Origin of the sequence: Arthrobacter luteolus NBRC 107841, from assembly GCF_001552075.1 — a bacterium.
GTDB classification, from domain to species: Bacteria; Actinomycetota; Actinomycetes; order Actinomycetales; family Micrococcaceae; genus Arthrobacter_B; species Arthrobacter_B luteolus.
Window position 1 is genome coordinate 505024 of sequence record NZ_BCQM01000002.1, and the last position, 14170, is coordinate 519193.

At 66.6% G+C, this 14170-nt stretch carries 14 protein-coding genes and 1 riboswitch; of the genes, 4 read left to right on the forward strand and 10 right to left on the reverse strand.

Annotated features, from left to right (window positions below):
• Nucleotides 1-68: 68 nt before the first annotated feature.
• Complete coding sequence (locus AL3_RS06310; protein ID WP_066298149.1) at nt 69-950, reverse strand: MetQ/NlpA family ABC transporter substrate-binding protein; 882 nt, start codon at nt 948-950, stop codon at nt 69-71.
• A gap of 80 nt (nt 951-1030) precedes the next feature.
• Nucleotides 1031-1148: riboswitch (SAM riboswitch) on the reverse strand.
• A 240-nt stretch (nt 1149-1388) separates the two neighbouring features.
• Between AL3_RS06310 and AL3_RS06315 the strand changes: the two genes are divergently transcribed.
• Both AL3_RS06315 and AL3_RS06325 read left to right on the forward strand, forming a co-directional pair.
• The gene (locus AL3_RS06315) at nt 1389-2312 is read left to right on the forward strand and encodes a macrolide 2'-phosphotransferase (RefSeq protein WP_066298153.1); all 924 of its coding nucleotides are present in this window, start codon (nt 1389-1391) and stop codon (nt 2310-2312) included.
• A gap of 337 nt (nt 2313-2649) precedes the next feature.
• Nucleotides 2650-3522, forward strand: a complete 873-nt coding sequence (locus AL3_RS06325; RefSeq protein WP_066298165.1) for a pentapeptide repeat-containing protein — start codon at nt 2650-2652, stop codon at nt 3520-3522.
• Nucleotides 3523-3527: 5 nt separating this feature from the next.
• Here the strand turns inward: AL3_RS06325 and AL3_RS06330 are convergent, their stop codons facing one another.
• Genes AL3_RS06330 through AL3_RS06345 form a run of 4 tightly spaced genes read right to left on the reverse strand, consistent with a single transcriptional unit; the run spans nt 3528 to nt 8226 of the window.
• On the reverse strand, nt 3528-4964 hold the full coding sequence (locus tag AL3_RS06330; protein ID WP_174522118.1) for an LLM class flavin-dependent oxidoreductase: 1437 nt from the start codon (nt 4962-4964) through the stop codon (nt 3528-3530).
• A 22-nt stretch (nt 4965-4986) separates the two neighbouring features.
• Nucleotides 4987-5976, reverse strand: coding sequence for a carbohydrate ABC transporter permease (locus AL3_RS06335; protein WP_246168549.1), 990 nt, complete (start codon nt 5974-5976; stop codon nt 4987-4989).
• Entirely contained in the window at nt 5973-6899 is a 927-nt protein-coding gene (locus AL3_RS06340; RefSeq protein ID WP_246168547.1) for a carbohydrate ABC transporter permease, read from the reverse strand. The genes AL3_RS06335 and AL3_RS06340 overlap by 4 nt, the downstream gene beginning before the upstream one ends.
• Nucleotides 6892-8226: an ABC transporter substrate-binding protein gene (locus tag AL3_RS06345; protein WP_066298170.1), complete on the reverse strand. Its 1335-nt coding sequence runs from the start codon at nt 8224-8226 to the stop codon at nt 6892-6894. Before AL3_RS06345 ends, AL3_RS06340 begins: the two co-directional genes overlap by 8 nt.
• Nucleotides 8227-8624: 398 nt before the next feature.
• On the opposite strand from AL3_RS06345, the gene AL3_RS06350 reads away from it, so the two are divergent.
• Nucleotides 8625-9659, forward strand: a complete 1035-nt coding sequence (locus AL3_RS06350; protein ID WP_066298481.1) for an aldo/keto reductase — start codon at nt 8625-8627, stop codon at nt 9657-9659.
• Between the two features lie 41 nt (nt 9660-9700).
• Here the strand turns inward: AL3_RS06350 and AL3_RS06355 are convergent, their stop codons facing one another.
• The 4 genes from AL3_RS06355 to AL3_RS06370 all read right to left on the reverse strand — a co-directional run bounded on the left by AL3_RS06355 (nt 9701) and on the right by AL3_RS06370 (nt 12827).
• On the reverse strand, nt 9701-10768 hold the full coding sequence (locus AL3_RS06355; RefSeq protein WP_066298173.1) for a sulfate/molybdate ABC transporter ATP-binding protein: 1068 nt from the start codon (nt 10766-10768) through the stop codon (nt 9701-9703).
• Nucleotides 10765-11556, reverse strand: coding sequence for an ABC transporter permease (locus AL3_RS06360; protein WP_066298176.1), 792 nt, complete (start codon nt 11554-11556; stop codon nt 10765-10767). The genes AL3_RS06355 and AL3_RS06360 overlap by 4 nt, the downstream gene beginning before the upstream one ends.
• A gap of 69 nt (nt 11557-11625) precedes the next feature.
• A complete protein-coding gene (modA, locus tag AL3_RS06365) occupies nt 11626-12417 on the reverse strand; it encodes a molybdate ABC transporter substrate-binding protein (RefSeq protein WP_066298178.1) in 792 nt (263 codons plus the stop codon).
• Nucleotides 12417-12827 carry a TOBE domain-containing protein gene (locus AL3_RS06370; protein WP_066298180.1) on the reverse strand — a complete coding sequence of 137 codons (411 nt, stop codon included), beginning with the start codon at nt 12825-12827 and terminating at the stop codon, nt 12417-12419. Before AL3_RS06370 ends, modA begins: the two co-directional genes overlap by 1 nt.
• 51 nt (nt 12828-12878) lie before the next feature.
• Between AL3_RS06370 and AL3_RS06375 the strand changes: the two genes are divergently transcribed.
• Nucleotides 12879-13739 carry a putative protein N(5)-glutamine methyltransferase gene (locus AL3_RS06375; RefSeq protein WP_066298181.1) on the forward strand — a complete coding sequence of 287 codons (861 nt, stop codon included), beginning with the start codon at nt 12879-12881 and terminating at the stop codon, nt 13737-13739.
• Here AL3_RS06375 and AL3_RS06380 read toward each other — a convergent pair.
• On the reverse strand, nt 13736-14128 hold the full coding sequence (locus AL3_RS06380; RefSeq protein ID WP_083521500.1) for an ArsR/SmtB family transcription factor: 393 nt from the start codon (nt 14126-14128) through the stop codon (nt 13736-13738). The genes AL3_RS06375 and AL3_RS06380 overlap by 4 nt on opposite strands.
• Nucleotides 14129-14170: the final 42 nt, after the last annotated feature.

Consider the following 14170-nt stretch of genomic DNA (forward strand, 5'->3'; position numbering starts at 1 on the left):
TTTTCAGACGGGTGTCCCGGCCGGCAGCTGCTGCCGCCGGCCGGGACCCTTCGGTGATGCGGCCGGGGTTAGCCCAGGGCTTCGATGTCCTTCTGGACCTTTTCCAGCGACGTCTTCAGGTCCTCCACCGGAACTTTTAGGAACTTGGCGGTGTTGCCTGAGGCCTCCTGCACACCGTCCTGCACGGACTGGGTGTTCTGGTAGATCTCCACCAGCTTCACGTACGTCTCATTGTTTTCCTCGCCGGCGCGGGCCGCGAAGATGTTCACGTAGGGAATGGCCGCGGGATCCGCGGGGTCATCCTGCGCAATGGCATCCTCAAACTTCAGCCCGGCGTCTTCCACGAAGTCGTTGTTGATGATGGCTGCGGCAACGTCGGGCAGCGAGGTGGGTGTCAGCGACGCTTCCAGGGTGGTCACCTTGACCTTGGACTTTGCTGCATCGATGTCATCGAGGGTGGAGAACGCGCTGCCGCCGCCTTCCAGGGTCACCAGACCTGCGGACTGCAGCACCAGCAGGCCGCGGGACAGGTTGCTCTCATCATTGGGGATGGCCACGGTGGCGCCGTCGGGGATCTCTTCCACGGAGTCGTACTGCGTGGAGTAGAGCCCCAGCGGGTAGATGGCGGTGGAGCCGACGGGTGTCAGGTCGCTTCCGCTGGCAACGTTGTAGCGGGCCAGGTAGACGATGTGCTGGAACTGGTTCAGGTCCAGCTCACCCTCTGACAGCGCCGGGTTGGGCAGGGTGTACTCGCCGAAGTCGACGATTTCGACGTCGATGCCCTCCGCCTTGGCTGCCTCGGTATAGGTGGCCCAGTACGGATCGCTGGCACCAACGACGCCGATTTTCACCGGCGCACCTTCGTCACCGGCCGCGGAACCGCAGGCAGCCATGCCGAGGGCAAGGAGGGGTGCTGCGGCAAGAGCCAGGATTTTCCTGCTGAGTTTCATGGTTCGGTTCTTCTCCTGAATGGGTCCGCGGCAAACCGCGGAAGGGTGGGGAGGCGCAGGCCGCTGTGAGGGCAATGCCGGCGCCGTACTTGCCCTGCGGAAGGTCTCCGCCAGGGCCGAATCTTCACCTGGAGCACCCCGCTACGACGAGAGGGTTGCTGTCCAGCCGGCCAGGGCCGTTGGCTGGAACTCTTGATTCCGGACCCACGCTAGGGGCGCCTTCAGCCCGGGCCAAATGTTGCGCCATGAGGCGTCGCGCCCCGTCACGGAAGGTCATATTGCGCCATGTGCTGTCATACAGGGCAGCCCCGGTACTTCACTGCCGGCCAGCCTGTTGATGAAGCACGGGCCGCGGGGTCGGTAGTCTGGGTTCTTCCTGCCGCGGAAATCAACGGCAGTGAACGTCCAGGAAGGCTGATCAATCCAGGAAGGCTGATCATGGGCATGGTTGAGGATCTCGGCGCGGACGACGTTTGTGCCCTGGCGGCACGCCACGGTTTGCTGCTCGAACCGGGGAGCGTCCGCTTCAACGAAGCCGGCCTGGACTACCGGGTGGCGTTCGCATCGGAAGCGCCAACCTCTGAGCGGGACAATGAAAAAGTTCTTCAACGGTGGGTCCTGCGCGTGCCGCGCCGGCCGGACGTGGCGGCGAACCAGGACGAGGAACGGGCCATCCTGGACTTTGTCCGTCCGCGGCTTTCGGTGGCTGTCCCGGATTGGCAGATCCAGGCCGATGACCTGATTGCCTACCCACTGCTGCCCGGCTCCCCCGGACTGACCGTGGGTCCGGAGAACCAGACGGACTGGCATTTCGACCCGTCCGGCAAGGCCTATCTGCAGTCTCTGGCGGAGCTGATCGCGTCCCTGCACGGCCTGGATGCCGGTGCCGCCGCCGCAGCCGGTATTCCGGCCGAAACGCCGCACGCTGTCCGCAGGCACTGGGCGGACGGGCTTCGCAGAGTGGCAAAGGAGTTCCGGATCGCGCCGGACCTGCTGGCGGGCTGGGAGCAGTGGCTCAGCGATGACCGGCTCTGGCCGGAGCGGACCGTCCTGACACACGGTGAACTGTATCCCGCCCACCTGCTGCTGGATGAGGCAGACCGCATCGTTTCCGTGCTGGACTGGACCACCGCCAAGGTCAGCGATCCTGCGCTCGAATTCATGTATGTCCAGCTGATTTCGCCGGATTCGCTGGAGGAAACCGCCGCGCGCTATGAGGAGGCAACCGGAACTTCCGAGCCGCACCTGGTGGAGCGCTGCACCGCCCTCATCGCAGCCGGCCCGCTGAACCATGCGCTCTATGCCCTGACGACGGGGCTCCCCGAGCACCGGGACGCCGCCGCTGCCCAGCTGTTTCCCTGACCGGCTGTCCCTGCCCGGCTGTTTCCCTGCCCAGCAGCTTTCTGACCGGCAGCTTTCTGACCGGCTGTTTCCGAAACAGCTGCCGCCGGCGGCGCATCCTCCGGCGTTGCCTCCTCGGCCAGGGCCGTCTGGCGGTCGGGTCCGGAGCGTGTGTATCCTGCCAGCAGTGCAAACTTCTTCTTTTTCGTGACGCAGAACTCTTTCTGCCATTCCGCCTTCACGCGGAACCGTGTAACTGCTCCCTGGCGGGCAGTGATTTCGTGCGCCCCGGTGCCGGAACCCTTCAAGGGTTCCGGCTGCCCAGGCCCACCACCGGACACTTCACGGAAGAACAATCATGCCTGTCCCACAACCTGCCCAACGTCGATTCCTCCCCCTCACCCCGCTGCTTGAGCGGGACGAGCTCCACCCGGACTGCTCCAACTGTTATGCGCTGTGCTGCACGGCGTTCGGGTTCACGCGGTCAGCTGACTTCGCCGTCGACAAAGCCGCCGGAACCCCCTGCAGCAACCTGGCCGGGGACTTCACCTGCACCATCCATGCTTCCCTTCGCCCGCGTGGTTTCACCGGCTGCACCGTGTTCGACTGCCATGGAGCCGGCCAAACGGTATCCCAGGGCTACTACCCCGCTGAGGACTGGCGCACCCATCCCGGCCTGGCCCGGGAGATGTTCAGCGTTTTCGCCACCGCCCGGCAGCTGCACGAGATGCTCTGGCACCTCGCCGAGGCTGCCGAGCGGGCCTTCGACCCGGACTCTGCGGGTCGGGCGGAGGAACTCCGCACGTTGATCGGCTGGGAGCTGACCCAGGGCCCGCCAGCACTGCGCGCCCTGGATCTGCCCGCACTGCACGAACGGGTCCGGGCACTCCTGCTGGAGGTCAGCGCCGAGGTGCGGGCCGGCTACTTTGCCGAGGGCAGGCAGGAAGCCGCAGCCGGCCTGCTGCCCTCCGCGGACCTGATGGGCCGGGACCTGCGGGCGGCTTCCCTCTGCGGCGCGGACCTCCGCGGGACGTACCTGATCGGCGCGGACCTCCGCGGGGCCGATCTCGCCGGCACGGATCTGCTTGGCGCGGACCTGCGCAGCACCAGGCTGGAGGATGCCGATCTGTCCCGCGCCCTGTTCCTGACGCAGCAGCAGGTGAACGCCGCCCGTGGGAACAGCAACACGCTTCTGCCTCCGGCACTCAGCCGCCCCAGGCACTGGCTCTGAGGACCTCAGCCGCCGGCGAGTATGGCGTCCGGGGTTTCGGTGGCCCGCGAGTCGGCGGCAGAGGGCAATCCAGCGTAAGCGCCGCGGTAGCGAGCCGCCGGATGGGTGTCGGCAACCCTTGGTTTTCCGGCGCCGCCGACGTACTCCCGAAGGGTCCCGCCGTCATAGCCGTCCCATACCCGGCCGCGCTTGCGGAGTTCAGGGACCACCAGGTCAACGAACTGTTCAAAGGACCCCGGCGTGACCGCATAGGCAAGGTTGATTCCGTCCAACCCGGCCTCGTCCACCCAGCGCTCCACTTCATCGGCCACGGTCTCGGCCGAACCGACCAGGACCGGTCCGATTCCGCCGATTCCCAGGTAGTCCGCGATGGCGTTCGGCGTCCAGGACCGGCCGGGATCGGCGGTGGTGAAGATGGACAGCGCAGAACGGGCGGCGTTGGTATCCAGATACTTCAGCTCCTCCTCCGGGGCGTACCGGCTCAGGTCCAGGCCCGACCAGCCACCGTAGAAGGTCAGGGCGCCCTCGCGGGAAGAGTAGGACAGGTATTCCCGGTAGAGCTTTTCCGCAGCGGCATCGGAATCCGCGACGACGGCGGTGACCAGGGCGTAGATCCTGGCCGCGTCCCTGGGCCGGCCGGCTGCCTCGAATTCGTCGCGGGTCGCGTCGGTGGTCCTGCGGGTCAGGTCCGGGCGGATCGAGTTCAGGAAGATCCCTTCGGCGTGCCGGGCACCGAAGCGGCGTCCGCGGGCTGAGGCACCGGCCTGGAAAATGGCCGGCGTCCGCTGCGGGGACGGTTCAGCGAGATGAATCCCCGGCACCTGGTAGTAGGCCCCGCTGTGGTTGATCGGATGGACCTTGGCGGGATCGGTGTAAATACCGCGCTCACGGTCCTTCAGCACCGCTCCCTCCTCCCAGGAGCCTTCCCACAGCTTGTACGTGACCTCCATAAACTCATCCGCCAGGTCGTAGCGTTCATCATGGCCAAGCTGGCGTTCCAGGCCGAGGTTCCGGGCCGCGGATTCCAGGTAGCTGGTGACAACGTTCCAGCCGATCCGTCCGCCGGTGAGGTGGTCCAAGGTGGAGAATCTGCGGGCCAGGGCGTAGGGCTGCTCGTAGGTCAGGGCGCTGGTGACGGCGAATCCGAGGTTCCGGGTGACAGCGGCCATCGCAGAGATCTGCATAAACGGATCATTCAGCGGGACCTGGTCTGCGTCCAGCAGTGCCGGGGCCGAGGAATTCCGGTAGACGTCATAGATACCCAATACGTCGGCCAGGAACAGTGCGTCAAAGGTGCCCCGTTCCAGGGTTTTGGCCAGTCCGGTCCAGTAACTGAGGGTGTTGTAGCTGTCGGCCCGGTTCTCCGGATGCCGCCATAATCCGGGGCTCTGGTGCGTGGGCGTGGTCATATCAAAGGCATTGAGGCTGATCCGCTTACTCACGGCGCCTCCTTTCCGTAGCTGGTTATTTGCCGAAACCGCTGGTCAGGCCGTCAACCATCCAGCGCTGCAGCAGGGTGGCCAGGGCGAAGACCGGTAGGACGACGATGGCGCTCGCGGCCGCGATTTTTCCGAAATGCGGGGTGCGGTCCCCGTAGTAGAGGGACAGCACCACCGGTGCGGTCTGTGCGTCGGGACTCTGGGTGAGGAAGGTCGCGAGCAGGAACTCGTTGTAGTTGAGGATGGCGATGATGGTTCCGACGGCAATCAGGGCAGGCCACATCAGTGGGAGGAGCACCGCCCACAGCTGCCGCCAGGGACCGGCGCCGTCGATTGCGGCGGCTTCAAAGATTTCGCCGGGCAGCCGCCGCACGAATCCCTCCAGCAGCCAGACCGCAATGGGGAGGTTGATCAGGGCATACACCAGGGTGAGTCCCGGCAGCGTATCGTTCAGCCCCAGGATCCGCAGCAGCGTGAACAGCGGAATAACTGCGACGATCGGCGGGAGCAGCCACGGGCTGGTCAGCACGTTGGCCAGGGCCCTGCCTCCGCTGCCCTGCCGGACCATCGCCCAGGCCCCGGGCAGTCCAAAGGCGAGTGAGAGCAGCGCCCCGCCGAGTGCCGCGGTGCCGGAATTGGCGATGGAGCGGAGCAGGTCTGTTCCCTGGACGGCTTCCGCCCAGTTGGAGAACTGCGGATTCGTGCTGAATAGGATGCCGGAGACGGTCTCATCCCGTCCCATCAGGGAGACGGAGATCAGATAGGCCAGGGGAACCAGCACCATTATCAGGGACAGGACAACAACTGCCGCAGCCCAGGCCGGTCTGCGGACCGCCCGCCGCACGGCCCGCCGGCGGCTCCGGGCTGGTTGGCGACGGCGGCCCGGAACCGCACGCTGCTCTCTCCGGCCCCTGGCGGCGGTGGCCGCCGCCAGGCTGCCGGTGCCGGCGGCAGGGGCTGCTGTCCCGGCTGCCGGTGGTGCTTCAACCAGGTTTCGAACCGGGGCTCCGCTCATGCTGCGGCCTCCTCACGGCGGCGCCGGCCGGCGGTCAGCGCTGCCAGCGGCAGGGTCAGGGCCGCCACCAGGAGCGCCAGCAGTACGGTGATCGCGGAAGCCCGCCCAACGTCGAACTCCTTCAGCGCTGCCTGATGGATCAAGGCGGACACCGTGGTGGTGGACTGCCCGGGACCGCCGGACGTCATCACATGGATGAGGTCGAAGACTTTCAGGGCGAGCACCAGGCGGATGAACGCGGCGGCGGCCACCGTTCCGGCGATAGCAGGCCAGGTGACGGAGGCGAAGAGCCGGCGCCCGTGGGCGCCGTCGAGCCTGGCCGCCTCGATGACGGAATGGTCCTGGCCCAGCAGCGCTGCGAACACCAGCAGGAACACCAGGGGTGTCCACTCCCAGATATCCGCCAGCATGACCGCGCCCAGGGCGAACCTGCTGTCCGAAAGCGGCGCGGGGATACTGATCCCCGCGAATCCCAGGAGCGTGGCCAGCAGACCGCCGGCCGGATTGAAAATCAGTTTCCACAGGGTTCCAACGACCACCGGCGGAACAATCAGCGGCAGCAGGAGGAGCGTCCGCACCAGTGACCCGGAGCGGGCAGCCTGATAAACGGCAGTGGCCGTGAGTACCCCCAGCACCACACTGGCGGCAGTTACGCCGATCGAGTATCCGGCGGTGCGCCAAAGACTCGCGACGACGTCTCCGTCGCCCAGCACAGTGGCGAAGTTCGCGGTTCCGGTGAATTCCTTGAACGGCTTACCGAGGGAGGACTCGGTGAGCGCCGCCGCCAGGATAAACAGCAGCGGGAACACGCCGAGCACCAGCAAAGCAAGCACCGTGGGCGAGATGAAGATCCGTCCCGCCCGGGTGTCTGCCCGGCTGCGCGGGCGCGGCGAAACTGCTGCAGGCAGGGCTTGGTCAGCCAAGGATCTGCTCCCACTCAGCCTGGACGCGGTCCAAGGTCTCCTTCGCTGTTCCGCCCTGGCCCGCCAGGAGCTTGGCCAGTTCATCCGTCAGGATCTGGGCCGCCTGATTGGCGTTTTTCCCGGTGGGCCAGGCGAGGGTCCCGGAGAGGGTGGTCCGGTTGACCTCCTGCAGTTCTGGGTAGGCGCTGCCGTAGCTTTCACTCTCAAGCGAAGACTGGCGGTTGGGGTCGATCCCGGTGGGCGGATCAGCCGTGAGCAGCGCTTCATTAACCTCCGAGGACGAAGCCCAGGCGATGAACTCCCGGGCGAGGTCCTCCTTCTCCGTGTTTTCGGCAATCACCCAGGTGAATCCCGCCACGAGGGAGGCCCGTGCCTCAGTCTGCGCCCCGCCCAGGGGCAGCGTGGTGACGCCCCACTTGCCCGCCACTTTGGAGTCCTCGTTGAGTTCGGAACCAACGCCCAGATCGGTCCAGTTCTCAATGAACCCAACCTTGCCGTCGAACCAGGCGCCGTTGCCGACACCGAAGTCCGTTTCCGCGGCGGTGGGATAGGCGTACTTCGCCGACTCCACCAGGTTTTCCGCCGCGGCCACGGCAGCCGGTGTGTTAATGGTCGGCTTCCCGTTGCCGTCGACAAACGAACCGCCGAAACCAGCCAACCGGTTGGCGTAGGAGGCTCCGAGGATCAGGGGGGACTTCTGGCCAAAGACCGCCGCGCCGTAGGTCCCCGCCGCACCTTCGTTTTCGGTGATCGTGCGCGACTGCTCCAGGTACTCGTCCCAGGTGGCGGGCGGGGTATCGAACCCGTTCCGGGCCAGGACCTCGGTGTTGTAGAAGAGAACGTGGGTATCACCGTCGAAGGGCAGCCCGTAACGCCGGTCATCAACCAGCGTGTACGGATCGTAAATCGAGGGAATGAAATCTTCCGTGTCCAGCTCTGCCCCCTCGATCCACTCCGTGAGGTCCTTGATGGACTCGTCCGCGGCCAGGTCGCCGATCGAGACGTACCACGGTGCGGCGACATCGAATTGGTTCGCCCCGGACTGCTGGTCAAGGGCCAGCGTGGAACCGATTTCGTCATAGGGAACGATCGTCGGGTTAATTTTGGCGCCGGTCTTCTTCTCGAATTCTTGGCTCAGCCATTCCGAGGCCCCCTCGTGGGAGGTGATCAGCAGGAGGTTCAGCTCCTGGCCCTCAAAGGAACCTGCCCCATCCTGTCCTGCTGCCGGCGCTCCGGAGCAGGAAGCCAGGGCCAAGGCCAGGACGCCCAAAGCGGTGCCGGTACGGAGAAAACTGCCAAAAACGGGGGCATAGCGGCTGCTTGCCATGAACGGGTCCTTCCGGGAGTGGGGAAAACTGCGTCCGCTGCCGGAGATTGGCTCGGCGGTACGGGTAACAGTAAGGACCAGCGGCGGCCGGCCGGCAACTGTCCTGTCACGGCAGGTATCGCTTCGAAATGTGGTGCGAAACTTCGTCACGCACCGTCGCATTGGGCCGCGGAAAAGCCCGGATGCGTCGCCGTATTTCATCAAGATGAGCCCGGATGACGCTGTGTTCCGCCGCTTCCAAAGCGCCGCTGCGCCAGGGCTAACATGGCCGGATATGTTCGCTCACCACCGGAGGTTCCACCGTGCCAAGCCCCCTGTCCACCACGCTGTCCGCCGGCTCCCCCGACGGAAAGCCAACGGGCCAGGCCACCGGTGCCGCCGGCGTCGTCCCCGCTCCGGTGCCCGGCTCCCAGCCCCCGTATGCGGCTGCGGACGGGCGTTACGGTTCCACCGGCTACCGGAGGGTGGGGCGGTCGGGGCTGCTGCTGCCGCCGATCAGCCTGGGCCTGTGGTGGAACTTCGGGGACAACCGGCCCTTCGCCACGCAGCGCGGCATTCTCCGCCATGCTTTCGACCGCGGTATCACCCACTTTGATCTGGCGAACAACTACGGTCCGCCGTACGGTGCGGCGGAAGAGAACTTTGGCCGGATGCTCCGGACCGACTTCCGCCCCTACCGGGACGAACTGATCGTGTCCTCCAAAGCCGGGTGGGATATGTGGCCGGGGCCGTACGGCATCAATGGGTCCCGCAAGCACCTGATTGCCTCTGCCGAAGCCTCACTGACCCGCCTGGGACTGGACTACGTGGACATCTTCTATTCGCACCGGGTGGACGCGGATACTCCGGTTGAGGAAACTGTGGGCGCCCTGGATTCGCTGGTCCGGCAGGGCAAAGCGCTCTATGTGGGGCTCTCCTCCTACTCGGCCGAGCGGACCCGGGCAGCGGTGGCCGCGGCCAGGGACCTGGGTACTCCCCTGGTGATCCACCAGCCGGCCTATTCGCTGTTCAACCGGTGGGTTGAGGAGGAGCTGCTGGACACCCTGGATGAGCTTGGCCTGGGCTCAATTGCCTTTACCCCATTGGCCCAGGGCCTGCTGACCGGCAAGTATCTCGGCGGCAGCGCCGAGCCCTCCGGGGGCCGGACCTCCCTCCAGGGTCACCTCACCGAAGACAACCTCGCCAAGGCGCGGGCGCTGAATGAACTGGCCGGTGAACGCGGCCAGACGCTCGCCCAGCTTGCCATCGCGTGGCTTCTGCGGGACGGAGGTGCCACGTCCGTGCTCCTCGGTGCCTCCTCCACCGCCCAGCTGGATGAGAACCTCGGTGCCTTGGCCAACACGGACTTCCAGCCGTGGGAACTGGAGCGGATCGATGAGATCACCCGCGGCGGCACCAACGTCGATATTTGGAAGGTATCCGCCAGCCTGTGACCGCGGTGCTGCCGGAGGACAGCTTTCCCGGATCGGACAGATCAGGCCGGATAGCAGGAGACAGCCGCCGGCTGCAGCACCAAGCAGACCTCCTGGCCGACCATCAGGGACAGCTCCGCGGCCTGGACCGGGCTGATGTCGGCGGCCAGCCCGGCCGCGCGCACCCGGATGTGTCCTCCGTGCGGCTCCAGATCTGTCACGGTGGCCCGCAGGATGTCTGCGCCGCTCACGGTGGACGGCACCGCCCCCGCGGCGAAGACGCTCACCGACGACGGCGGGAAAGCGGCTATCACCGGACCCCCGGGAACTGCCGCGGACTGCGGTAAGGATTCCGCATCCCGCAGGTTGAGCGCCAGTCCCTCCCGCGTCACCAGCCGGCCGCGTTCCCAGGTGCCCCTCACAGTATTCAGCCCGGCCAGGCTCGCAGTGAACCGGGTCCGGGGCTGGCTCAGCACGGACGCCGGACTCCCTGACTCCACAATCCGCCCACCCTCCATGACCAGCACCTTGTCCGCCAGGGTCAGCGCATCCAGGACATTGTGCGTCACGATCAGCGCGCTGCGCTTCGCAAGCACCCGTTTCAACAACCGGCGCATCAGCGGAACCGCTTCCACGTCCAGCGCCGCCATGGGCTCGTCCAGCAGCAGGAGCGACGGCTCCGCCGCCAGCGCCCGGGCCAGTGCCACCCGCTGCGCCTGTCCCCCGGACAGTTCGGCGGGTTTTCGGGAGGCAAAACCCGCCGCATCGGCCTGGTCCAGCCAGAACCGCGCCGTTCTCCTGGCCTGCCGCCGGGGAATCCCAGCGCTTCGTGGCCCGAAGGCCACGTTCTCCTCTGCCGTGAGGTGCGGGAAAAGCAGCGCCTCCTGGGCCAGCAGCGCAGTGCCCCGGCGGTGGGGCGGCACCCGGACCCCCGCGCCGACGTCGAACAGCAGCTTCCCGCCGAGCTCAGCCCGGCCCGCCTCGGGCTGCAGCAATCCGGCGATCAGGGAGACCACCGTGGACTTCCCGGCGCCGTTGGGCCCAAGCAGCGCCACCGTTTCACCGGCCGCTATTTCCAGCGTCACGTCGATGCCTCGCTCGGCAACCACGGCCCGCAGGTCCAGCCTCATGGACGCACCATTGCTGTACCGGCGGACGTACTGCGGTAGGAGAGGCCAACGACAATCACGGCGACTGCCACCAAGACCAGGGAAAGGGCAACGGCGGCATCAGCGTCAGTCTCGCGCTGCAGGTAGATCTCCAGCGGCAGGGTCCGGGTGACGCCCTGGAGGCTCCCGGCGAACGCCAGCGTGGCTCCGAACTCCCCCAGGCAGCGGGCGAAGGAGAGGACTGCCCCGGAGGCCAGCCCCGGGAGAACCAGTGGAACGGTGACCCGCCGCAGGACGGTGCCGGGACCGGCGCCCAGGGTCGAGGCCACGGCCTCGTACCGGGTGCCCGCCGTCCGCAGCGCGCCTTCGACGCTGAGCACCAGGAACGGCAGTGCCACGAACGTCTGCGCCAGGACGACGGCGGCGGTGGAGAACGCGATCTGCACGCCCAGGACCTCCAGTACACCGCCCAGCAGTCCCTGCCGCCCGAAGGTGTACAGCAGCGCAATGCCCCCGACCACGGGAGGCAGCACCAGCGGAAGCAGCACCAGCGCCCGCACCAGCCGTTTACCTGGAAACTGCTGCCGGGCCAGGACCAGAGCCAGCGGCACCCCAAGCAGCACGCACAGCAGGGTACTGACGGCAGCGGTCCGCAGACTGAGCGAGAGCGCAGCCAATGAGGATTCGGAAGTGACCAGCGGGATGAACTGGCCCCAGTTCACCTCTGCGGTAATGGCGGCCAGCGGCAACAGCAGGAAGACCGTTCCCAGACCGGCGGCAGCCAGAACCCAGCGCGGCAGCTGGATCACTGCGGTTCCCCTGCGGGCCGGCCGGCCGTGGTTCCCGGACTGCGTAGCCGCTGGAGAGGGGGCAGCTCGCTAGGGCGCACCGAAACCCGCTTTCCGCAGAATGTCCTGCCCGGCGCTGCTGTGCACAAAACGGATGAACTCGTCAGCCAGCTCCGGCTGCCGGGCCTGGAGAATACGGACGATCGGGTAGGTGTTCACCGCTCCGCTGGCTTCCGGAAACGCGACTTCCTCCACGCTGCCGGCAGCGGCCAGCACATCGGTCACATAAACCAGCCCGGCGTCGGCCTCCCCGGAGGCCACCTTCCCCAGAACTCCGGTAACCGACGTCTCCTCACTCACCGGGGCGATCTTCGTCCCGGTGGCTGCTTGGATCTTCGCCGCTGCGGCACCGCACGGCACCTGCTCGGCGCATATCACCACCTGCCGGGCCGGGTCACCCAAATCCGCGAACCCGGTGATGCCGGCGGGGTTGCCCGGCGGCACGGCAATCGTGAGGGTGTTGACGGCGAAGGGTGCCGGATCGCTGCCGGCCAGTCCGCCGCCGCTGATCTTTTCCATGTTGGCTGCGTCAGCTGAAGCAAAAACGTCAGCCGGGGCACCGGACTGGATCTGGCTTGCCAAGTCGGCTGACCCAGCAAAGTTCAGCCGCACGGTGGTCCCGGGGTGGGCAGCCTCAAACTCGGCGGCCACATCGGAAAAAGGATCTGAGAGCGACGCAGCGGCGAAAACCATCAGCTCCTGCCCGGCCTCCGCATCGGAGGAGGAGGACGGTGTGCTGCCGCACGCGCTCAGCGCCAGCGCCGCGGCCAGCCAGACGGCAACAGCACGGGCAGGGCGGCGAAGCAGATTCCTGGAGGGCATCACTGCTGCTTCCGTGCCGGGGGCATTTCGACAATCACGTTGGTTGCCTTGACGACGGCGGTGGCCGTGGAACCCGGTTCCAGCCCAAGCTCACGGACGGCCTCGGAACTCATCAGGGATACAACCCGGAAGGGACCGCACTGCAGCTCGACCTGGGCCATCACCTTGTCCATCACGATTTCAGTCACCAGGCCCACGAAACGGTTCCGGGCAGAGCTGGCAATTTCCGTGGGGTCTTCGGGCAAGTGGGCCTGCTGCCGGGCCAGGTGGGCCAGTTCCAAGCTGTCAATTACCTGCCGGCCACTGGCATCGCGGCTGCCGGTCAGGGTACCGTGCTCTATCCAACGCCGGACGGTGTCATCGCTGACTCCCAGGAACCGGGCTGCTTCGGCGACTCTCAGGCTAGGCATAGTTCGACAATATGCCGCACATGCGTCTATTTCCAGAGGACCGTGAAATATATGCGGAAGTTTAATCGGTTGGATCACTTTGATCCAGAGGCATCGCTGCCCCTGTCAGTGTCCCGGTTGCGCAGGGCCGGCTGCGTTTTCGCCGAAGAAGAGGCACAACTGCTGGGGGCTGCCGCAGTAACGGACAGCGAACTGGAAGCCCTGCTCAGCCGGCGGGCCGCGGGAGAACCTCTCGAGTATCTCCTCGGCTGGGCGCAATTCGGTGCTCTGCGGATCCGGGTGGGCCCGGGTGTCTTCATCCCGAGGCGGCGGACGGAGTTCCTGGCTGCCGCCGTCGTACAGAGCCTGCAGGGCCGCCGGCCCCGGCGGAACGGCAAGCTGGTGGCAGAGCGTGGGGAACCGGCGGTGCTGGAACTGTGCTGCGGCTCCGGTGCCATCAGTGCCGCGGTTGCTGCGGCCGTTCCGTCCGCCGTGCTGCACGCGGCCGACCTTCTACCGGCTGCTGTCCGGTGTGCCCGGTCGAACCTCGGGGACCGGGCCGTTGTTTACAAGGGCGACCTGTTTGCTCCCCTGCCCCGCACACTCCGCGGCCGGATCGACGTGGTGGTGGCGAACGCTCCGTACGTGCCTACGGAGGATCTGGAATTGATGCCGCGGGATGCCCGGGAGCACGAACCTGCCGAAGCCTTCGACGGCGGTGCACAGGGCATCTCGGTTCTGGGCCGGATCGCCGTTGAGGCACCGGAATGGCTCCGGAGCGGCGGCCGGCTGTTCGTGGAATGCAGCACCAGCCAAACACCGGCCCTGAGTGCCGTTTTTGCTGCTGCCGGTCTGCGGCCCACTGTGCTGCGGGACGAGGAAGCAGGCGCCACGGTCATGGCTGGATTGTGGTGCCCAGCAGACGGCAGTTAGCCCTGTGGGTAACCTGCGGGAACGTCCAGCTCCTGGACGGACCCTGCGAGTTTCTCCAATGCGCCCGGGACAAGTGAGTAATGTGCCCAGACTCCGCGTTTCTCGCGGTGCAGCAGCCCGGCAGCCACCATGATTTTCAGGTGGTGGGAGATGGTGGGCTGGCCCAGCTGAAGCTGCTCGGTGAGGTCGCAGACGCAGGCCTCCGCGCCCGGACTGGCCGAGATGATGGAGAGTATCCGCACCCGGTTCGGATCAGCCACCGCTTTGAACACCTTGGCCACGGCTTCGGCGCGGGCGGGTTCCAGGCCTTTAACGGCGCCGGAAGCACAGCTTGCGGCGTCCAGGGACAGGGCCGGGGCACCGGCGGGCGCGTTGAGGGATACGCTCATGCCTCCAGTATGCCGCAGAGATTGACAATCGTCGATGCATGA

Coding starts and splice junctions, on each gene's coding strand:
- AL3_RS06310 (WP_066298149.1), bottom strand. CDS start 950: ATGAAACTCAGCAGGAAAATCCTGGCTCTTGCCGCAGCACCCCTCCTT.
- AL3_RS06315 (WP_066298153.1), top strand. CDS start 1,389: ATGGGCATGGTTGAGGATCTCGGCGCGGACGACGTTTGTGCCCTGGCG.
- AL3_RS06325 (WP_066298165.1), top strand. CDS start 2,650: ATGCCTGTCCCACAACCTGCCCAACGTCGATTCCTCCCCCTCACCCCG.
- AL3_RS06335 (WP_246168549.1), bottom strand. CDS start 5,976: ATGAGCGGAGCCCCGGTTCGAAACCTGGTTGAAGCACCACCGGCAGCC.
- AL3_RS06345 (WP_066298170.1), bottom strand. CDS start 8,226: ATGGCAAGCAGCCGCTATGCCCCCGTTTTTGGCAGTTTTCTCCGTACC.
- AL3_RS06355 (WP_066298173.1), bottom strand. CDS start 10,768: ATGAGGCTGGACCTGCGGGCCGTGGTTGCCGAGCGAGGCATCGACGTG.
- modA (WP_066298178.1), bottom strand. CDS start 12,417: ATGCCCTCCAGGAATCTGCTTCGCCGCCCTGCCCGTGCTGTTGCCGTC.
- AL3_RS06370 (WP_066298180.1), bottom strand. CDS start 12,827: ATGCCTAGCCTGAGAGTCGCCGAAGCAGCCCGGTTCCTGGGAGTCAGC.
- AL3_RS06375 (WP_066298181.1), top strand. CDS start 12,879: ATGCGGAAGTTTAATCGGTTGGATCACTTTGATCCAGAGGCATCGCTG.
- AL3_RS06380 (WP_083521500.1), bottom strand. CDS start 14,128: ATGAGCGTATCCCTCAACGCGCCCGCCGGTGCCCCGGCCCTGTCCCTG.